This window comes from Wukongibacter baidiensis (genome assembly GCF_050888315.1).
Lineage (GTDB): Bacteria > Bacillota > Clostridia > Peptostreptococcales > Caminicellaceae > Wukongibacter > Wukongibacter baidiensis.
Genome location: NZ_CP138202.1, coordinates 3,432,652 through 3,453,471, shown reverse-complemented (window position 1 = coordinate 3,453,471; position 20,820 = coordinate 3,432,652). Strand labels below are relative to the sequence as shown.

Annotated in this window: 17 protein-coding genes; 13 read left to right on the top strand and 4 right to left on the bottom strand. The window is 33.2% G+C overall.

The genetic code is table 11. The annotated features are described in order from the left end of the window. Positions 1-27 precede the first annotated feature (27 nt). The 6 genes from R9X47_RS15520 to R9X47_RS15495 all read left to right on the top strand — a co-directional run bounded on the left by R9X47_RS15520 (position 28) and on the right by R9X47_RS15495 (position 4,822). Complete coding sequence (locus tag R9X47_RS15520; protein ID WP_432661967.1) at positions 28-1,248, top strand: metallophosphoesterase family protein; 1,221 nt, start codon at positions 28-30, stop codon at positions 1,246-1,248. A gap of 61 nt (positions 1,249-1,309) precedes the next feature. Then, positions 1,310-1,480, top strand: a complete 171-nt coding sequence (locus R9X47_RS15515; protein WP_432661966.1) for a 4Fe-4S binding protein — start codon at positions 1,310-1,312, stop codon at positions 1,478-1,480. A 145-nt stretch (positions 1,481-1,625) separates the two neighbouring features. Next, a complete protein-coding gene (gene fliB / locus R9X47_RS15510; protein ID WP_432661965.1) occupies positions 1,626-2,867 on the top strand; it encodes a flagellin lysine-N-methylase in 1,242 nt (413 codons plus the stop codon). Between the two features lie 383 nt (positions 2,868-3,250). Continuing rightward, on the top strand, positions 3,251-3,724 hold the full coding sequence (locus tag R9X47_RS15505; RefSeq protein ID WP_432661964.1) for a hypothetical protein: 474 nt from the start codon (positions 3,251-3,253) through the stop codon (positions 3,722-3,724). Beyond that, positions 3,721-4,350 carry a response regulator transcription factor gene (locus R9X47_RS15500; protein ID WP_432661963.1) on the top strand — a complete coding sequence of 210 codons (630 nt, stop codon included), beginning with the start codon at positions 3,721-3,723 and terminating at the stop codon, positions 4,348-4,350. Before R9X47_RS15505 ends, R9X47_RS15500 begins: the two co-directional genes overlap by 4 nt. A 46-nt stretch (positions 4,351-4,396) precedes the next feature. Continuing rightward, positions 4,397-4,822, top strand: coding sequence for a hypothetical protein (locus tag R9X47_RS15495; protein WP_432661962.1), 426 nt, complete (start codon positions 4,397-4,399; stop codon positions 4,820-4,822). 41 nt (positions 4,823-4,863) lie between these two features. Here R9X47_RS15495 and R9X47_RS15490 read toward each other — a convergent pair whose 3' ends face one another. Beyond that, positions 4,864-6,207 (bottom strand): FAD-binding oxidoreductase, encoded by a 1,344-nt coding sequence (locus tag R9X47_RS15490; protein ID WP_432661961.1) that lies wholly within the window; start codon positions 6,205-6,207, stop codon positions 4,864-4,866. A gap of 284 nt (positions 6,208-6,491) precedes the next feature. Here R9X47_RS15490 and R9X47_RS15485 point away from each other — a divergent pair, with 284 nt between their 5' ends. The 7 genes from R9X47_RS15485 to R9X47_RS15455 all read left to right on the top strand — a co-directional run bounded on the left by R9X47_RS15485 (position 6,492) and on the right by R9X47_RS15455 (position 14,599). Continuing rightward, a complete protein-coding gene (locus R9X47_RS15485) occupies positions 6,492-7,358 on the top strand; it encodes an AraC family transcriptional regulator (protein ID WP_432661960.1) in 867 nt (288 codons plus the stop codon). Positions 7,359-7,470: 112 nt separating this feature from the next. Further along, on the top strand, positions 7,471-8,316 hold the full coding sequence (locus R9X47_RS15480; protein ID WP_432661959.1) for an SDR family NAD(P)-dependent oxidoreductase: 846 nt from the start codon (positions 7,471-7,473) through the stop codon (positions 8,314-8,316). Positions 8,317-8,892: 576 nt separating this feature from the next. After that, positions 8,893-9,360 (top strand): FxLYD domain-containing protein, encoded by a 468-nt coding sequence (locus tag R9X47_RS15475; protein WP_432661958.1) that lies wholly within the window; start codon positions 8,893-8,895, stop codon positions 9,358-9,360. Positions 9,361-9,500: 140 nt separating this feature from the next. Continuing rightward, positions 9,501-10,469 carry a copper amine oxidase N-terminal domain-containing protein gene (locus R9X47_RS15470; protein ID WP_432661957.1) on the top strand — a complete coding sequence of 323 codons (969 nt, stop codon included), beginning with the start codon at positions 9,501-9,503 and terminating at the stop codon, positions 10,467-10,469. Between the two features lie 242 nt (positions 10,470-10,711). Further along, positions 10,712-12,079: a hypothetical protein gene (locus tag R9X47_RS15465; RefSeq protein WP_432661956.1), complete on the top strand. Its 1,368-nt coding sequence runs from the start codon at positions 10,712-10,714 to the stop codon at positions 12,077-12,079. A gap of 97 nt (positions 12,080-12,176) precedes the next feature. After that, complete coding sequence (locus tag R9X47_RS15460) at positions 12,177-12,845, top strand: response regulator transcription factor (protein WP_432661955.1); 669 nt, start codon at positions 12,177-12,179, stop codon at positions 12,843-12,845. Then, on the top strand, positions 12,842-14,599 hold the full coding sequence (locus tag R9X47_RS15455; RefSeq protein ID WP_432661954.1) for a sensor histidine kinase: 1,758 nt from the start codon (positions 12,842-12,844) through the stop codon (positions 14,597-14,599). Before R9X47_RS15460 ends, R9X47_RS15455 begins: the two co-directional genes overlap by 4 nt. Positions 14,600-14,813: 214 nt before the next feature. Here the strand turns inward: R9X47_RS15455 and R9X47_RS15450 are convergent, their stop codons facing one another. The 3 genes from R9X47_RS15450 to R9X47_RS15440 are packed head-to-tail and all read right to left on the bottom strand — an operon-like array spanning position 14,814 to position 20,352. Further along, positions 14,814-15,896, bottom strand: coding sequence for a heparan-alpha-glucosaminide N-acetyltransferase domain-containing protein (locus tag R9X47_RS15450; RefSeq protein ID WP_432661953.1), 1,083 nt, complete (start codon positions 15,894-15,896; stop codon positions 14,814-14,816). A gap of 41 nt (positions 15,897-15,937) precedes the next feature. Beyond that, on the bottom strand, positions 15,938-17,044 hold the full coding sequence (locus R9X47_RS15445; protein ID WP_432661952.1) for an efflux RND transporter periplasmic adaptor subunit: 1,107 nt from the start codon (positions 17,042-17,044) through the stop codon (positions 15,938-15,940). A 56-nt stretch (positions 17,045-17,100) separates the two neighbouring features. Continuing rightward, a complete protein-coding gene (locus tag R9X47_RS15440) occupies positions 17,101-20,352 on the bottom strand; it encodes an efflux RND transporter permease subunit (protein ID WP_432661951.1) in 3,252 nt (1,083 codons plus the stop codon). Positions 20,353-20,820 lie beyond the last annotated feature (468 nt).

Genomic DNA, 20,820 nt, shown 5'->3' with positions numbered 1-20,820 from the left:
AAACTTACTTAAGTATCAGGAGGTAATATGCAGATATCAAACAAAATAGAGTTATTGAAGAGTGTGAAAGAAAATGTAATTAATAAAATATATAATTCAGGAGAAGACTTGGAAAAAAAGTTGGACGAGGTAGTAGATTCTTTTTGGTTTAAAGATCGATTATTAAAAAATGAAGATCTATATCATATGGATTTAAAAGACTTTAGTCTTTTCCATGAGTATTTAATTGAAAAAGTCATAGATATCCATGAAAATGAAGTTTGTGATAAAAATGCAGAAATATTGAAAACGGGTACATGCTTTAACATAAGTTTAGAAGAAATTAATGATGCTAAAAGCGCACATAAAATATATATGTTTAATGAATATTATGATTATGTTTTTATAGGTGATTTACATTCAGACGACCAATCTTTAAAAAGAGCGTTACAATCAACAAACTTCTATAAAAAAGTTGTTAACAATCAGAAAATAAGGCTTGTATTTACTGGAGATTATGTGGATAGAGGTTATGTGCATTTAAAGCTTATGGAACGCATATTGATATTGAAATACCTGTTTCCTGAATATATCTTTTTATTGCGTGGCAACCATGATGGCGGTATTTTAGAGGATGATGGATCATTGACACTACCATACAGAATACCAGAAGAAGATACTAAAGAGATGTACTTTCCACACTATTTAAAAGTACTAAGTTTAAAAAATAAGCTTTTTAAGCCAACTCTGCTCAAGCGGTATCTTGACTTCTTCAATTCATTATCATATATTGCTGCAATTAAAAATAGATACCAAACCCTTCTCGCAGTTCATGGAGGCATTCCGAGACCAAAGTACGGGAGTTCTGAATTCTATAAACATTTAAAAGTATTATCAGATTTAACAGATCAATCAATTGTAGATCATGTTGGGAAAAATATATGTCATGACATTATGTGGAGTGACCCCTATAAAGATGATGGAGACTTAAGAGAAAATTCAAAAAGATTTCAATTTGCGCAGGAACATTTTAATGAATTTAGAGAAAGGTTTGGATTTGATATTCTAATTAGAGGACATGAATGTGTGGATGGTGGATTCAGATATCATTTCGATGACTGCTTGATAACAGTATTCTCCACTGGTAGTAAACATGAAAGTACTGATCAATTAGATAATAGCGAAACATTCAATTCAGAAAGTGCATATGTAGATATTATCCCCAAGGTACTTAGTATAAGTTACGATGGCGTACTAACTTTTCTGTAGTAATTAAGATAGAAACATATATAATAACTATTATGGTAATTGAAGATGAGGTGGAGAAAATATGATAATAAAAATTAATCACGACAGGTGTAATGGTTGTGAACAATGTATAGAGGCATGCCCTGTTAGTGTGATTTTAAAAGAAGACGTAATCAAAGTAGATAACTCTAGGTGTATAAAATGCAGAACTTGTCTTGTTTCATGTCCTTCAAATGCAATTTATATAAAATAGTTTTGACTAGTATTGACCAATATAATAATATGAGAAAACAGAGACTTATTGAGATTATTCCTCGAAGAGAAATCTGACCAAAACGAAGCTAAGAACGCAATTAACCTAATGAAATAAAAAGTTGATAAGGAGATTACTTAAGAATATGACTTTTGATAAACAATACAAAATATTACAACCCAAGTATTACAGCAAGTTTCAATGTGAACCAACAAAATGCCATGATACCTGCTGTGAGAGATGGCAAATAATCATTGATAAAAACACTTACGAGAGATACACTCAAAGTGAAAATCCTATCATTAAGGAGATTGTAAAAACAGGACTTTCTGTAAATGAAAAATCTATAAATGATGACGACTTTGCAATCATCAATCTAGATAACGAAATGGTATGTCCTTTTTTAAATCAAGATAATCTTTGCGAGATATTCATCAATATGGGAGAGCGTAGCTTGTCAAAAACGTGCAAGAGCTATCCTCGAGCATGTATATTAGTAGAGAATGTAATAGAACGCGGACTAGAAATGTCTTGTTCTGTTGCTGCTGAATTAGCTCTACTAAATGAGAAGGGTATTGAATTTGAGAGAGTTATGGATGATGTAGAGTTTGATGACATATATGTAGTTTCACCTAAGGCTGAAGATTTGAAGCAATTAGAAATTGCAAAAGAGATTAGAACAGATGTTATTGATCTCTTGCAAACTCGAACAATTGAGTTAAGTGAAAGAGTGGCAGTTGTAGGCTACTTTCTAAATCTAGTTGTAGAAAGCATTGATTATTCTAATATTAATTATGAGGAAGTATTATCAAGGATTAAAGAGACAAAGGACCTCATTAATCTTCAAGAACTTCAAACTACCATAAATGTAAACAAGCCTCAAAACAGACAGCAGTTCAACCATTTAAATACTATGCTTTCCATGAAGTTTAAAGAAGGCGACAGCATTAGATTCTTCTCAAAACGTTATATAGAATGTCTAATGCAGGTCCTGGATGTCTTTGGAAGGGTTAAGGAAAAGGACTTGGAAAAGCACTATAACAAAAACTATGAAAAATATCTGAAACCTTATCTAGATAAAAAATCCTATATTTTAGAGAATTTTCTTGTGAACTATGTTTTTATTTATAGTAGTGACCTTTTCAAACTAGATAATATTTGGAATTCATACTTGAAGTTATGTGTGGTCTACGGATTATTAAAATTCAACTTAGTTGGATTAGCTACTTATAATAAAGGAATGAATGATGAATTAGCCCTTAAACTGATTCAATCATTGTCAAAAACTATTATTCCTGATAAGACATATTTGGAGTCTGTTATTAAATACTTGCAAGAAAAAGACTTAGTTGAACATACTAAGCTAATAACACTTATTCTAGATTGATACATGTGGAAAGGGCAAACCGTATCATAAATAAGGGCCTGCTTCTTGTAAAGGATCTTTGTTTTATCATGAAGTATCACCTTTGCGAAATATTATGTGATGTAGGAACTACTTTAATAAAACTTATACAAAGAGCACCTAAATGTCTAATAGATATTTAGGTGCTTTAGTTGTTAGTGAATAAGTAGTATAGCAATAAATCTTGTAGATAGTATCTAGTGTATTTACAAGTATTACTACCTTCTTACTACCAATATTCTACCAATATACTCCTTCATTAAGCTTTCGTTTGTCACAGTATTTTGCTATGATAGTGTTATCCATCGATGGTAGTTTATCATGACAAAATATACATACAAAGAATGCAACGAAAGGGGTAAAATATGAATACAGAACGAAAAAGAAAAAGTAAGTTAAAGCATACATTGACTATTATTTTCCTAATGATATCGCTAATAGGAATTATATCTATTAGTTCTAGGGTTACTACATTTGTAGATGCACCAAGTTTGGTATTAATTATTTTGCTTACATGTCCGATATTAATCTTAGCAGATTCATTTGGGGATTTTATACGTGGGTATAAGATTGCAGCTGGAAACCTTGAGTATACCTTGAAGGAGCTTAAAGCGAGTAAGAATGCTGTAGATTTGTGTATTAAGCTGGTATATATTTCTTCAGTAATAGGGGTAATTACTGGCTTTATATCTATTCTTCAGTATTTAGATGATCCATCAAGTATAGGGCCGTCTATAGCTGTTTGTATACTTACTATTTTTTATGCCTTTGTCATCAATTTAGTCCAACATGGGGTTAGTGCTAAAATTGCTAAGGAGATCATTTACAGAGAACAATGAAAACTACTGGAAAGATAAATAGCATAGGAATGACTGTAGGGTTGACTGTAATTTTCATAGGACTGATTAGTTGGACAACGGATTTTAGATTCCTTAAGTTACAAGACATTCGAATGATTGCTATTATTCTCATAAGCACTACGATCTTAATATTGCTTGGACAGGATGAAAATATTGACTATCCTAGGCTTTTGGATAAGTTCAGATTTAATCTATTTTTTACAGGGATGTTGATGTCATTGTTTTTGATGCTAAGCTATTTGAGTGGTTCACTTGAATATAAAAACATTTTAAATAAAATCATACTTTGTTTAAAGCCCATGCTATTCTGTTTGCTTATTTATTTACCAGGCATGAATATATTAGGTCGAGTTGTAAGTAACAATATTGATAAAACACTTGCAATAAGTGAATCTTCCTTGGATTTGACTAGAAGAGAACGAGAAGTTTTTGATCTTGCTGTCGTCGGGCTGAGTAATAAGGAAATCAGTGAAAAACTCTTCATTGCAGAAACCACTGTAAAAAAGCACATGCAAAACATATTGAAAAAAGCCAGTTGCTCTAATCGAGAAGAATTAATTAAAAGATTCACTAAAGAAAGCATTAATGTTACTATGATAAACTAACATTGAGTATCACTAGAGTTATTATACAACCTAAGGGAGATTAATAATGAAAAATAAATTTATCATACTGGCGCTTGTTATAATCATAGTAAGCAGTGCAATTAGTATTATTAACATAAATCAAGATCATGAAAACAGAAATAAAAAAGCCTATTACATTGGTAAAGTAGTAAGCAAAGTTGAAAAAGATCATATTACTAGAGTTGAGGTATCACCTACTCTAAGTATGTATAAGGATGTAAGAGAGATTACCCAAAATCACAAAATAGAGTATGAGCTGGATAAAATAACTATAGTAGCTCGAAGAAAACCTAATAGTACCAGTCATAAGAAGCTTGAAATGGGTGAACTTAGGGAAATGGTTAAAGACATAAGCGTTGGCGAAACAATCATATTTAAAGTCAAAGATAATAGAAGTAATGATATACCAAAGGATTTAGAGATTGATGAAATTGTAGTATATATACCTTAGATAGTAAAAAGGGCTAACCTTTAAGGAAGCCCTTTTTACTATTAGCATTTAGAAGCAGGAGGGATACTCTGAGCAAATTTGAAAACATTCTCTGGGTCATATGCTGCTTTGACACGCTGAAGTCGTTCAAAATTGTCACCATAGTATTCTTGACCGTAATTTTTAATACCTAGGTCAGGGACGTTGACATATGATCCTATTGTATATGGCTGTAGTTCTATACGTGTGTTTTCAACTAGATCTATATTCCTTTGGGTTTCAGAGTCTTCGGTCCATTTAGCATTCCATTCTGTGTAATACCTTGTATCTCGCCAGAAGAAAGCAGTCTCCCTGGAAGAAATACGATTCATAGCACCTCCAGAGTTAAGGAAAAAGAAATTGGAGGTTCCTGTTGTTTGTTCTAGAAAGCTTCGAATCGATTTGAGCCCTTCTTCAGGTAAGCATTGCTGTAGCCAAGTAGATGAAAATACAGTATTCTGATCGATAGATAGTGGCATATTTGGTGCCCAAAAATTTATAGCCTCTAGTAATGAAACCTCTTTAATAAATATTTCGATTGGAGTTCCAACACCTGTTAAAGGTGCCAATAATTTTTCAAGCTCTTCTTTAGGGCCGAGGAAAATTCCTTGAGAACGGAGTGTGCCATTCATTTGCGAATACACTTCCACTATTGAACCTAATCTTTCGTCAACAGATGGAGCCCATTTCTGCCATGTATCGATAACCTCTTCTAATTGCTCCCATGGCCAGATGATTTGATATATTCCAACTTGGAAAGGCGCAGCACGGACTTTAAATTTATAGGAGGTTATAATACCGAAATTTCCACCTCCACCTCCTCGTATAGCCCAAAGGAGATCTGGGTTACTACATTCACTGACATTGATAACCTCTCCATTGGCATCGACTATGGTGGCAGCTAAGATATTATCAGAGATTAGTCCCGCTGTACGTTGGACAACCGTGATTCCTCCACCTGTACTGATTCCACCTATACCAACGCTTGAACTATCTCCAAAAGGTGCTAAAACCCCTTCTTTTGCAAGCATCCTTACAAGGTCACCTACACGTATTCCGGCTTGAACGGTGGCAATTCCATTTACTTTATCTAACATAACCTGCCTCATTTGACTGACATCTATAACTATTCCACCATCTACCTGCGAAAAATCCTTTGCTAATGCATGTCTTCCACTACGCATCCTTATAGGAACACCATTTTCACGTGCCCATTTAACAGCATTTGATACATCCTCATTTTGGTGTGCAAAAACAAAAACTATGGGAAAGGCATTGGTGAAGGGGTTCCAGTTCATACGAGCCTGCTCATAGCCAGGATCATTTGGATAAATTACGGTTCCTGTTAATTTCGTTTTTTTCTTCATTTAACTCACCTCTCATATATTGTTAAGTTACATAAATTTTTATGAAAATATTTTTAAGAATGAGAGCTATTTATAACATACACCCTTATTTTTGCTATATTATATGATTGTAGGTCAGATTGGTGCTAAACAGATATAAAAAACTGTATAAGAATGTAAGATAACTTAAAAATTATGTTCAGGCTAGAACATATAAAACACGGTATAATAGAAGAAATAATGACTTTTTTTAATATAAAGCAATAGCGATAAAATATTTATAAACAGAGAAATGAGGAGAGGGTATGAATTTATATATTAGCCTAATCAATAACACTATTGAGTATATAGAAGAAAATATTCATGAAAGGCTTACCCTTGAAGATATTTCACGTAGATTCTGTGTATCCGAATTCCACTTTAACAGGATGTTTAAAACCGTTGTTGGAAAAACCCTCAAGCAGTATATTTTAGGGAGAAAACTCACATTGGCATATCACCGATTAAGGAAATGTGATAATTCTATAATTGACATTGCCTATGACATAGGTTTTCAATATCCTGAAGTTTTCAGTAGGGCGTTTAAAAAGCAATTTGGCATTTCGCCTTCTGCCTGTAGAGATAGAGAAATTGATATAGATTTAGTTGAAAAAGCTATTGTTATAGAGCGAGATATCATTAATTACAAGGGAGTTCTGACACTAAAAGGGGTTTACGAATATCTAAATGATTTATACTTAAAAGGGACGTACTTAGAAGTAGACTTAAATAAGGATAGGTTTGAAATGTTAATGAAATCAACTGGAACTACTTTTCTAGAGGAATCTGAAAAAGTTAACTATCTAGACCATGAAAGATTTTATACGGTAGTGAACTGCCATGGAGATGAAAGCGGCAAATACACTATATTCTATGGTAAGGAAGCCCATACACATAGTGGTGAATCAATATTTCAATCCCGTATTGTTCCCGAAGGGTGGTATGCCAAATTTTTATATAATGGCAATATGTTTGATATAAGAGAAACATTTACTGATGACTTATATAGATGGATTATGTTAAAGGAGATAGAGTTTAACCCTAATGGAGTGGGAATGGTAAATATATATGGTAATGATTATTCAGGTGATGGAAATGTTCAAATCTTAGTACCTATAAAAAAGTCAAAATAAACAGCAAGAAAAGTCATGAAACCATGATGTAAAGTAGCTAATATTAATATCAACAGAAGGAAATTTTGTTGATTTCAATATTAGCTATTTTATTAGAAGGGAGCGAGCTTTCATGATTAGTCTTAGAGGCAAAGTTGCCATTGTTACAGGTGCTAGCAGGGGAGTCGGAAAGGGGATAGCGTTAGGGCTTGCCGAATATGGCGCAACTGTATATGTTACAGGGCGTACAGAAAAAGGTGAAATGTTACCTGACTTTTTAAGGGAAACGAATATATATAAGACAGCTGAGGAAGTAACAACGCTTGGAGGCTTTGGTATAGCTCAAAGATGTGATCATTCTAAGGATAAGGAAGTAGAAGAACTCTTCAAACGAGTTATGGTTGAACAGGGCAAGCTGGACATACTGGTAAACAATGCTTGGGGTGGTGGAATACACGCATTAGAAGATTATTTCTTTGATAAACCTTTTTGGAAACAGCCTATTTCACTATGGGACGATAACTATACTGTAGGAGTAAGATCAAACTATGTTGCTAGTAAATTTGCTGCTGAGATCATGGCAAAACAAAAAAGCGGAATGATTGTCAATATATCATTTTATGGAGGCAGGCGGTACTTAAATAATGTTTCATATGGAGTATGTAAGGCATCTGTAGACAGATTATCGGCTGACATGGCATATGAATTAAAGGAGTATAATGTTCCTGTTTTCTCATTATATCCGGGACAGGTAAGTACTGAAGGGATGATAGAATTTGCGAAATATAATGATTCCATAGATACTAGTAAAATGGAGTCTCCACAATTTGTGGGTAGATGCATTGCAGCTTTAGGCAATGATAACAATGCTATTAAGGATACAGGGAAAATATTAATAACAGCAGAAATGGCAGAGAATTATGGGATTACTGACATTGATGGAAAACAGCCGAAGTCATTGAGAACAGAGTTATGGTGAAGTACTCGAAGAAATAATTCGGACTAAAGATAAGTATACACATAAGTGAAGGAGAGCAATTTTTAGTAATTAGCCGTTGCTACACTATGTGTGGTTAACAGTAGCATAAGTAACGACAGTTTCTAGGAGAATTGTTTTCTCGCGCAATGCTCTAAGAGACGGAATTACGACTATGATGTTAAAAAGATTAAAAAAGGAGTATAAAACTAAGAATTGCTATATGATATGGTATGTGAGAACACGCCAAAGAAAAATCCTTAAAAGCCACCGAGATAGATAAAATTAACATAGTAAGTAATAAAAAATGACTGAGGCCAGTATTGAGGTTTCAGTTATTTTTAGTGTTTATTATTGAAGAGATACAAAGTGATCTGATATATTTAAAAACTTCCATTTTCTTTTAACACACAAATTAGACTCACATTATCTACACATCGGTTTGTTATATTGAGAGTAGGTTAAAGATAAACAAAAAATAACTATCACAAAAATCACAATGAAAGGAGGAAAAATATGAAAAAATCAACAATGGTGGAAAACAAGAAACTATTGAATATGAATATCGTACTGGTGTTGGTGCTTATTTGCGCCATGTTTGCAGCGGGTATCACCGGCTGTTCAAGTGATACTAATACTGACGAAAGCGGCGGAGAAACCAGCAAGGGAGAGGGTAGTGAAGAATCGGGCAATGAACTTAACCTGAATGAGACATACGATGTAGTCAGAAAAGGTGCTAGACTGATTATGAACTACGACAAGAAAAGTAACTCATTCAAGGGAACAGTGGAGAACACTACTGATAACACCTTGGCAAAAGTTCGTGTTGAAGTGCACTTATCAAACGGAACAGAACTTGGCCCAACAAATCCAGTAGATCTTACTCCCGGGGAGAAAGTTGATGTCACACTGCTAGCAACAAGTGAGGCCTTTGATGGATGGACCCCACATGCTGAAGTTAGTGATAGCGAGCATAGTGCTGGAGAAAGCAGTGAAGAAAGTGAAGGCGGCGAGAGTGATGGTGAACATGGCTCTGATGGTGATTAAAAGCAAATACAAGATCTGATTTAGAAAATAGCAATAATTTGATCATAGACATATACGATATGGGGATGGGATACCTATATAAGGTACGTTGAGACAGTAGGATTGATAGATTATAAAAAGTGTTAAGGAGTTGAGGTTAATTGAAAAGAAATAAATTAATTATTGTTATTACCTTATTAGTGAGTCTATTTAGTATGGTAGGAACTGCAAGTGCAAATGAACAAAATGATATAAAAGTTTCGGTTGATGGTAATTTAATAGAGTTTGATGTATCACCTAAAATAATAAGTGGAAGGACCCTTGTTCCATTGAGGGCAGTTTTTGAGGCTCTTGATGTAGAGCCTGTATGGAATGGAGAAACAAGAACGGTTACGGTAAGTAATGAGAAAATAACAATTGCGCTACCAATAGGCAGTAAAATTGTGACAGTAAATAACTATCAGATTGAATTGGACGTACCAGCAACAATAGTAGATGGAAGAACACTAGTGCCAACAAGGTTTATTGCAGAAAGCTTCGGAGCATTAGTTGATTGGGATAACGAAACTAGAACTGTAAAAATAAGTAGTAATATAAAAGCGGCAGAGGAGAAAAAAGAATTAAAAGAAGATAATGGCACTGGATGGAGTAAAGAAGGCGAAGGCGGAAGAGAAGAGAGAGAAGACAGGGAAGAAAGAAATGGTGGAGATGGTAACGAAGGAAGCAAAGATGGAGAAGGCAACGAAGGAAGTGAAGGCGGAGAAGAATCGGGCAATGAACTTAACCTGAATGAGACATACGATGTAGTTCGAAAGGGTGCTAGACTGATTATGAACTACGACAAGAAAAGTAACTCATTTAAAGGAACAGTAAAAAATACTACTAGTAAGACCTTGACAAAAGTTCGCGTTGAAGTGCATTTATCAAATGGAACAGAACTTGGTCCAACAAAACCTGTAGACCTCATACCCGGAGAGAAAGTTGATGTTATTCTACAAGCAACAACCAAGGCCTTTGATGGATGGACTCCCCATGCTGAAGTTGGTGGTAGCGAGCATGGTATTGGAGAAAGCAGTGAAGGAAGTGAAAGCAGCGAAGACAGTGGTGAACACGGTTATGGTGGTGATTAAAAGCGTTAAGAGAGATTTGATATACTTAAAAACTTTTGCATTTTCTTTTAACCCACAAACCAGACTCACATTATCTACACATCGGTTTATTATACTGAGAACAAGTTAATAAACGGAGGTGATGGATTGTAAGTTATAAAAGATCTCATGAAATTTAATTAAAGTAGACTTTATAGAGAATGACTATTGGTTAAAACAAAAAAATAATTAGTACAAAATTAATATGAAAAGGAGAAAAAACAATGAAAAAAATAATGATAATAGGTCTAGTAGGATTAATTGCGCTAGGAGGAACGACAGCCGCATTGGCAAATGCAAATTTTAGAGATAGCATAGAAGGTCCAGAAATGAATCCAACACATATTGAAGGATTAGAAGTAAGAGGCGAAGATGGCAAAGCTGAAAGAGAAGATAGTGATGTTTATGCAGTAGAAGGTAACCACGCAAATGAAGCTAATGAAGTATCGCATGAAAATGACAATGATAAAGAAATAGAAGAAGGATTAGATTTCAAAGATGGAGAAGAAGGCGCGGAAGAAAGTTCAAAACATGAAGAAGGATCAGAAGCAAAAGGTGAAGATGGTAGATCTGAAAGAAGAAATAATAACAATGATTCAGAAGAAGGTAACAGCGAATACGAAAATAACGAAGAATCCCATGAAGAGGGTAATGATGAAGGATCAGACTCTGAAGATGGAGAAGAAGGCCCAGAAGAAGATTCAAGACATGAAGAAGGATCAGAAGAAAAAGGTGAAGATGGTAGATCTGAAAGAAGAAATAACAACAATAATTCAGAAGAAGGTAACAGCGAATACGAAAATAACGAAGAATCCCATGAAGAGGGTAATGATGAAGAAATAGAAGAAAGATCAGACTCTGAAGATGGAGAAGAAGGCCCAGAAGAAGATTCAAGACATGAAGAAGGATCAGAAGAAAAAGGTGAAGATGGTAGATCTGAAAGAGAAGATAATGACGATGAGTCAGAAGAAGGTAACAGCGAAGAGGAAAATAATGAAGAATCTCATGAAGAGGGCGATGATGAAGGAAGAGAAGAAAGATCAGACTCTGAAGATGGAGAAGAAGGTCCAGAAGAAGATTCAAGGCATGAAGAAGGATCAGAAGAAAAAGGTGAAGATGGTAGATCTGAAAGAGAAGATAATGACGATGAGTCAGAAGAAGGTAACAGCGAAGAGGAAAATAATGAAGAATCTCATGAAGAGGGCGATGATGAAGGAAGAGAAGAAAGATCAGACTCTGAAGATGGAGAAGAAGGTCCAGAAGAAGATTCAAGGCATGAAGAAGGATCAGAAGAAAAAGGTGAAGATGGTAGATCTGAAAGAGAAGATAATGACGATGAGTCAGAAGAAGGTAACAGCGAAGAGGAAAATAATGAAGAATCTCATGAAGAGGGCGATGATGAAGGAAGAGAAGAAAGATCAGACTCTGAAGATGGAGAAGAAGGTCCAGAAGAAGATTCAAGGCATGAAGAAGGATCAGAAGAAAAAGGTGAAGATGGTAGATCTGAAAGAGAAGATAATGACGATGATTCAGGAGAAGATAATGGCGAAGGTGAAGCTGATGAATCATCACATAGAGGAGATAATGACTAAAGAGCGCTAAAAGCTATATTGTAAATTTTCTAAACTACACACATTTGATATAATACAAATAGGTGTAGTTTACTATTTGCAAAGGAGAGTAAATACAATGAATATTTTAGTAGTAGAAGATGATAAAAGAATGAACAAAATTATTTGTGACTATTTAAAAAAAGATAATTACACTGTTTTTTCGGCATTTGACGGTGAAGAGGCTATTGAAATCTTTGAAACACAAGATATAAACCTTGTTCTTTTAGATATTATGATACCGAAACTTGATGGTTTCTCAGTTTGTAAAAGGTTAAGACAAAAATCTAAAGTTTTAATTATTATTTTAAGTGCCAGAAGTGAAGAAGCTGACAAACTCATGGGATTTGAATACGGGGCTGATGAATATGTAACAAAACCTTTTAGTCCAAAGGTGCTTGTAGCAAGGGCCAAGGCTCTGCTAAATAGAACCTATGAAAAGGATAGCAGGAACACTATTCGTAAAGGAATATTATACATTGATATTGAATGTTTAAGTGTAAAAGTGGAGGAAAAGCCTGTGACTCTAACGGCTAGAGAATTTGATTTGTTATCAAGACTTGCTCAAAATGAAGGAAGAGTTTATTCAAGAGACGTACTTATAAATGAAATATGGGAATACGATTACTTTGGTGACGGAAGGATAGTTGACACAAATATTAAAACCCTTAGAAAGAAACTTGGAACAGCATCCAAGTATATTCGTACCGTTGTAGGTAAAGGGTATAAATTTGAGGTAACAGAATGAAAAAATCCCTAAGTTTAAAACTTTTTGCAACTATTTTTTTTGCTTTTGTCGTTATGATAACAGGTATAGTATTCGCTCTTGATATTTATTTTAATAACTTTTATGAAAATATAAAAATAGAAAATACCATAAAACGCATTAATGAATTTGCTAATGATTACAGTCAAAATAAGTGGAATAAGGAAGAATTATATAGACAAACGAACCTTTTCTCTTCTTCAAACAATGTAACTATGGCTATTAGGTATGAAAAGGATAATGATAATGAATCAAACGAGGAATCAGACCATGAGAAAAATGAATCAAACGAGAAATTAGGACATGAGAAAAATGAATCTAACTTTGTTTTAATCACAACGGTTGATAGTGAAAACAACTATTTTGATTTCTTTATTTCTTCAGAACGTTATATGGTTATTAACTTGAATAAAGGCGATACAATAGAACTGGTAGGCTACTTACGAGACAGTGAAGTTATTGTACCTACTAGCGTAAATGGTGTGATGCTAGAAAATGGTGAAACAACTGAGAGTGAATACAAAAGCTTTAAAAATAATGTAAAAATCGTAGATATAAAAGATAACCTTACGCTTCCAAACCTTACAGAAACAGAAGAGACGAATTATGTTGAATTAGTTTCAAAAAAGATTAATGGTGTTGAATACAAAATTAGTGAAATCCCTCATACAGGGATAAAACAAGTGGATTTTACAAAGGGAATCACCAATGAAGAAGGCATAAAAACAATATTTTTTGTCAATGCGTCACTTCAACCAATAAGTGAGACCCTTAATGTGATTAAAAACTTCTATCCCTACTTCTTTATATTCTCTTTGATTCTATCATTTATAATATCTCTTATTTATTCGATAGGTGTAACAAAACCCATCCGTAATATAACAAACGTAGCAGATGACATGGCAAAAATGAATTTTGATAGAAAGTTGGATATAACAAGAGAAGATGAACTAGGAAAACTGTCAAATAGCCTTAATACCCTCTCTTCAAGTTTGGAAACTGCATTGAAAGAGTTAACAGTTGCTAATGAAAAATTGAAGGAAGACTACGAAAAGGAAGTAAAACAAGAACAAGCAAGGAAAGAATTTATCGCAAATGCTTCCCACGAACTAAAAACTCCTCTAGGTGTTATCAAAGGTTACGCAGAAGGTATAAAAGACGACATAAATGAAGAAGAAAGAGATGAATACATTGACGTTATTACTGATGAAATCAGAAAAATGGACAAATTGATTTTTGAAATGCTTAGGATTTCTAAATATGATAGCATGGATATAAAAATAGAAAAAGAAAAGACAGATATGTTAGTTCTAATTAATGATGTGGTACAAACATTTGAAAAACTATTGTCAAAGAATAGACTCTTAGTCAATATAACAGGTGAATTTGGCATTTGTTGTGTTGATAGGGAGAAAGTAAGTAGTGCTTTTTTAAATTTATTTAGCAATGCAGTAAAATATGCTGTTAAGAATTCAAAAATCACTATAAAAGGAATATCGTTAGAAGGTAAAACAAGGATAGAAATTCAGAATGATTGTAAACCCTTTACCGATGAAGAACTTGAAAAAGTATGGGAAAGATTTTATAAGGTAGATACTTCACATAATAGAGATATAGAAGGAACTGGGCTAGGGCTTTCAATTGTCAAAAGCATATTTGATGCTCATAAAATAAAATATGGCGTGTATAATACTCAAAAAGGAGTAGCTTTTTGGTTTGAAATTCAAAATGATTAAAGGTAAAAGATGAATAGGAATATCTAGAAAATGTAACATAAAGGGTGTGTCTCATAAGACACCCCCCTTTTTTTTATGTTTTAAATTGATGAATAATCATATAAAGAATTACTAATTAAGTGACTTGCCTGAATCATATATTGGCGGATTCTAGAGTTTTACAAGAGATAGTAGTTAAAGCACAGATTTAATTTCACACCCGAAAAAGTTCACTTTAAACTCTTTTATATACTTTTGATAAAAAATGAGATGCTGCCAATATTAATCCTATCAACAAAATTGTTGTCAAATATCCGTATTGTTGTTCTCCAAATATTATAATTCCCCATGAGACTAGGAGCCAGTGAATAAAATATATTGATGGAGTTTCTTTACCCCAATAATAAATCACATTTAAAAATCTACTTTCTTTTATATTTTGGATAATTTTATTGCTTATCCATAACCAAATAAAAACGAAGCCGGTTATCCAGATTATCAATCCTGGACCACTTTTATAATAATCTCCCACATGGAAATCATAATCAGTTATTATAACAATACTACCAATGAAAAATAAAACTAAGCCTAATCTAAAGAAGGATTTAAATAGCTCTTCAATATTAGAACAAGCTTTTATATATACCCCAAATATCATACCTATTAAAGGATAAAATAACCATGGAAATATAGGGAAATATACTAAATCTCCTTCACCCCATAAAAAATTGAATATCCAATGTACAATTTTTATATCTGACGATATACCCCATAAAATTGGACTAGCTCCCATAATACCCACTGCAATTATCAACCACCAGATAGGTTTTTTAAAATAGCGCTTAATTAAACTCATTAAAATATAAGCCCAACCTGCAAATTGAAGAATATCTACTTCCCAAATACTAAATAATATATTGGGATCCCAGTAATTTACTTGAACGGAATTATTGTTTAATAAAACAAGGAAATCAGATCTTAAAAAGCTCAATAAACATCCTAAGAAGAGGAGCTTAAACCCTCTTATGATTCCATCTTTTAAACTATCTGATTTTGAAGATAGAATATAGAAAACGCCCATTGAAAACATAAAAACAGGAGCTGCTGGTGGGCCACCTAAAAAATCAATAACCTCACCAAAAAAAGACTCTTGAATATTATTAGCAGAATAGGTTGACAATACGTGGACTATAACCATAAAAAATACTGCAAATCCTTTAATAAAATCAAACGTTCTATTTCTTTCCTTAATCTTCCTTCCAAGATATCTATCACAATCATCGGTTAGGACACCAAGAGATATCTTATCTTCTGTCATAATAATTATCCCCTTTCGAATATAGTATTTTTTCGCTGTTTCTATTCATTATTAACTATCTCGATTAATGAATTGTGATCTACAAAATGTTGACCTTTTGCGAGAATGATATCTCCTTTCTTTAATCCTTGTAAAACTTGAACTCGCTCTCCCTTACTGATGCCTATATCAATGTTTACTTTTAAGGGCCTGTTATTTTTGCTAACTTTGAAAACAAAGGGCTGATCTTCTTCAAAAACAATGGATTTGTTAGGAACCATTATCTGGTCATTAAAAACATTTAGAATGAGCTCTGCTTCTGCGTAAAGTCCATCAATTAACCCTTCTCCACCTTCCAAACTAACCTTTATAGGATATAAACTAGAACTCTTATCAATCTCTGGTGATATCTCAACGACTTTACCATCATAGACTTTATTAACTGAGTTTACCTTTATTTTCCCATCAGTATCCAGCGTTATCTTATCAATGTATTCCTCCGGTATACCAAGGATTACAACCTTATCCTTTTTCCCATTAATCTTAATGATTTGCTCTGATGTCACATTTTGACCAGTTTTTACTTGGGAGATTGAAACGTAACCAGATATTGGACTCTTAATCTCATATCTATTTTTTGACATATTATAGACTTCCAGTGCTGTTTCAAGGGTTCGCTTTGCTATATTCAATTGGATTTTACTTTGCTCTAATTCAAGTTTCATCTCTTTTAATTTAGATTCGGATATGGAGCCTTGTTTGTACAAATGATTCACTTTGTCAAACTGGTCCTTGGTGTCTAGATAAGCCTTATTTCTAGCTTCTTTTTCCTTAGCAGCACTTTCATACTTTAGTTTTACTTCCTTAAAGTTCTCATCAATTATGATACGATATAAAAGTTGTCCTTTATCTACCTTATCCCCTGGTTTTACAAATATTTGGTCAACCATACCTTCAAGCGAACTTGTTACAATAACTGAATTTAAAGCTTCTACTCTCCCAACGGTAAAGTATTTATCTTCTATACTTCCTATCTGTACCTTTTCTACCTCTACGGGAACAATTTTTTTACTTGTTGTATCGTCTTCATCGTTATTGATATTAGATGAACAGCCTGTAATAATAATCATTAGAAACAAAATAATTGAAATAAGCTTTTTACTTATCATTTTAAACACCTCTATATTTTTATTTATAAGTATTACGGAGGATTGAGCCACCTCCGTTATTCAGATTTTACTTTGTTAAATAAATTCCTAGGAGCTCTACTATCGAACGATAATTCTAGTTGGTATAAAAATATTGGAACCAATATTAATATTAAAATCGTTGAGGCCATGAGACCAAAGACGATTGTCCATGCCATCTGTGAGTAATCCTCATTATATAAAGCAAGGGGAAGGACACCAGCTATAGTAGTAACACTCGTTGCCAAGACTGGAATAAACCTTGACTTTCCTGCGCGTATTATAGAATCTAACCTTTCCATTCCTTGAAATTTTCTATTCTGATTTATTGTATCTATTAACACGATAGAGTCGTTTACTGATATGCCAGCTAGGGATACAATACCAAGCATGGATAATGTACTAAATTTTATGTTGAATATCCAATGACCATATGCAACCCCTATTATAGCCATAGGAACGGCTAATATTACAACAAGAGCTTGAGTAAAGGAGTCAAATTGGACTAAAAGTATAATGAAAATAATCACGAGGACTATTATTAACTTGTTTTTCAAGTCAGAATATGAATTTGTCATATCCTCATAATCACCAGCAAACTTGACAGTTACTCCACCTGGGATATTAACTTGATGTTTTTCTAATATTGAGTTAATATCACTTACTAACTCTGACATTGCAGTATCTTTATTAGATTTAATGTTAATGTCAATTACTCTAGCGTTATCTTTTCTTATAATAACTGAAGAGCCTTTAACTTCCTTTATAGATGCTACTGTTACAAAGGGAATCTTCATTCCCTCAGAGTTTACAAAGTGAATTTTATTTAGATCTTCAATATTTTGAATGCCAATATTATTATCTTTTAAAGTAACATTAATTTTTTTATCACCTGATATAAGCTCAGTAATTTTTTGACCATTAATTACATTTCTAACAACCATGCTCATCTGTGAGGTATCAAGCCCTAGCATGGAAGCTTTCTGATGGTTAAAGGTTACTATAAGCTGTGGAATCCCATTGTTAGAATCACTCCAAAGGTGTGCCACACTTGGTGTGGATATTAATTCATTTGATAGGAGGTTTTGAGCTTCTTTTAAGTCCTTTAAATTTTTTCCTATTAGCCTAATTACTAGGGATGCGGACTGCTCATCATCTCCACCAGATGTTACGTCGATCAAAGCATTTGGAATTTTTTTAAATTCCCTTGCAAGTTCGACTTCAATTTCTGTGCTATGGAGTTCTCTTTGACTTTTATGAACTAACTCTAAATAGATAGTTGCATGATTATAATTTTTATCACCAATGCTTGCTATATAGGACTCTACATAATCCTTTGACTTTATTCCCTCATGAATTTTATTAACTACAGTCCTCGTATCTTCGAGCACTGAACCTCCGGGTAAATTTATTTCTATATTCAATTGAGTTGCGTCGGTTTTAGGCATTCCCTCTTTTTTTATTAAATCAGAAGTTAGAAGGTAGATAGCTGAAAGAAACACAAAAAGTGAAATAATGAGTACACTCCATCTTTTTGTTTTTTGAGGTAGAATTTTTCTAATCATTTTACTATAGCTATCAATAAGCTTGTTTTCATGGATTTCTCCATTTGCTATAAATAACTTATAATAAATTGCACACACAAATATAGGTGTGAAAATATATGAAAGCAATGTAAGCTTTCCATCATTTGAAAAAGCAAATAGCGAAAGTAGCGCAACGAAGACGATAGATATCCATTTTTTAACCTCATTATGCTTTTCTTTGTCTTTATCTACTTTTAAGAATCGTGATGCAATTGTCGGTGTTACTGTAATGGATAATACAAAAGAAGCTGTTAGAGCTAAGGTTGCGGCAATTGGTATTTGTTTAATGGCCGCCCCTTCATCTCCACCCATCATAGCAACGGGAATAAAAGCACTAATAGTAGTTAAGGTTGAAGAAAAAATTGCAGCTGAAACGATAGATGTTGCTTCTTTAACGGTATCACGGATATTTCCATGTTTTTTCTTTATAACCTGAATACTCTCAATAACTACAATTGCATTATCCACCAACATCCCTATTGAAATAATCAAGCCCAAAAGGCTTATAACGTTAAAGGATATTTTGAAAAATTGGAACATAAATACACTTATTAGTAAGCTTAAAGGAATTACAAAAGCAACTATTAAGGATTCCTTTAGATCTACGAAGAAGAATAAAACAATTACAACGATCAAAAGACCTGAAAATGCATTTCCAAATACATCCTTTATACTCTTGTTTATGTATTTAGATAGGTCGTTCTGATATTTTATAACTAACTCTTTCGGTAACAAGGTACCTTTTAAATCTTCTATAGTCTTCTTAATTTCATTGTTTATTTTGATAGTATCGGTTCCTTTATCCTTCAAAACACTTAATAGAACTATATCTCCAAACTTTTCATTCTTCTCTTTAAAGTTGATGGGGGTTATTGAATAATTGCTTTTTTCCCCATAACCGTATTTAACCTGTGCGACATTCTTTACAAAGATAGGAAAACCATTAACGTTGCTAATAATTATATTTTCAATTTCTTCAGCAGTACTCAGGCTGTTTTTTATGCGTATTGAGTAGTTCTTCTGATTTAACACGTGCTCTCCTGCCGGTACGTCTTGATTTCGGCTATTAATGCTTTCTACAATCATTTCTTCTGTTATAGTATATTGGCTCATTTTTGCTGGATCTGTTAAAATCTGAACTTCATTAGTACTATTTCCAAATATTTCTACCTTGTTAACCCCTGGAATCCTTTTAATTCTATTTGCAGTCAAGGTAGAATACTCTATTAAATCACTTTTTGAAAAATCACCACTCATTGCTATTTGTAGTACTGGCATTTTACTTAAGTCATATTCACTAACTGTAGGTTTTTCAATACCACTTGGCAGTTTGTCTACTATATTATCTACTTCCTCATTGATTTTTCTTAGCTTTTCAGATAAATCAGTATTCATATTGAATTTGATTATTGTTTCTGAATAGGATGAATAAGACCAAGAATCTATATCCTTTATATCACCAACACCAGAAACAGCAGTCTCAATCTGTGTTGTAATAAGCTTTTCAACATCTTCCGGAGAGGCCCCTGGATATGTTACTGACACAATTGCATAGGGATATCGAATCTCTGGATATACCTCCTTAGGAATTTGTCCATAGGATAAAACCCCTAAAGTAATAATTAAGAATATCATTAGATAGATAACCTTATATCTATCGACGGCAAATGATATCAACTTGCTAAAAAAATTCTTTTCATTCATATTTATTGCCCCTCCTGTTAATCGAGCAAATTGCATAATTACCATCCTAAAAAACTTACGACTATACATAGTCTTAAAATCCCTAGAGCTATACCATATTTATTATGCAATTCTGCCAAGTTAGAATTATGCAATTTACTCAATCATCAATCTTCTATAGTTATAGTAATAGGATCTGCTTAAATTTCAATCTTGCTTAATCAGACCTACTATACAATTTGAAAGTAACAAAAATTTATAATAATTAAAATCTGCTATCAGTATGACTTTGAGTATTCAGAGTCATAAAAAAGTAATATATGACTACTATAACTAAAGTTGTAGATCTTAAACCGTTGAAAATACTTGGTTTGAATTCGCATTGGGTTTGGATGAAATTTACAGCAATTAATAGTTTTTAAGATGTAAAAGTAAAATATAGATAAAGGAGACGCTGAAATATAACTCAGAGCCTCCTTTACATATTCT

Coding starts and splice junctions, on each gene's coding strand:
- fliB (WP_432661965.1), top strand. CDS start 1,626: ATGACTTTTGATAAACAATACAAAATATTACAACCCAAGTATTACAGC.
- R9X47_RS15520 (WP_432661967.1), top strand. CDS start 28: ATGCAGATATCAAACAAAATAGAGTTATTGAAGAGTGTGAAAGAAAAT.
- R9X47_RS15495 (WP_432661962.1), top strand. CDS start 4,397: ATGAAAAATAAATTTATCATACTGGCGCTTGTTATAATCATAGTAAGC.
- R9X47_RS15465 (WP_432661956.1), top strand. CDS start 10,712: ATGAAAAAAATAATGATAATAGGTCTAGTAGGATTAATTGCGCTAGGA.
- R9X47_RS15445 (WP_432661952.1), bottom strand. CDS start 17,044: ATGATAAGTAAAAAGCTTATTTCAATTATTTTGTTTCTAATGATTATT.
- R9X47_RS15505 (WP_432661964.1), top strand. CDS start 3,251: ATGAATACAGAACGAAAAAGAAAAAGTAAGTTAAAGCATACATTGACT.
- R9X47_RS15515 (WP_432661966.1), top strand. CDS start 1,310: ATGATAATAAAAATTAATCACGACAGGTGTAATGGTTGTGAACAATGT.
- R9X47_RS15490 (WP_432661961.1), bottom strand. CDS start 6,207: ATGAAGAAAAAAACGAAATTAACAGGAACCGTAATTTATCCAAATGAT.
- R9X47_RS15450 (WP_432661953.1), bottom strand. CDS start 15,896: ATGACAGAAGATAAGATATCTCTTGGTGTCCTAACCGATGATTGTGAT.
- R9X47_RS15440 (WP_432661951.1), bottom strand. CDS start 20,352: ATGAATGAAAAGAATTTTTTTAGCAAGTTGATATCATTTGCCGTCGAT.
- R9X47_RS15485 (WP_432661960.1), top strand. CDS start 6,492: ATGAATTTATATATTAGCCTAATCAATAACACTATTGAGTATATAGAA.
- R9X47_RS15455 (WP_432661954.1), top strand. CDS start 12,842: ATGAAAAAATCCCTAAGTTTAAAACTTTTTGCAACTATTTTTTTTGCT.
- R9X47_RS15500 (WP_432661963.1), top strand. CDS start 3,721: ATGAAAACTACTGGAAAGATAAATAGCATAGGAATGACTGTAGGGTTG.
- R9X47_RS15460 (WP_432661955.1), top strand. CDS start 12,177: ATGAATATTTTAGTAGTAGAAGATGATAAAAGAATGAACAAAATTATT.
- R9X47_RS15480 (WP_432661959.1), top strand. CDS start 7,471: ATGATTAGTCTTAGAGGCAAAGTTGCCATTGTTACAGGTGCTAGCAGG.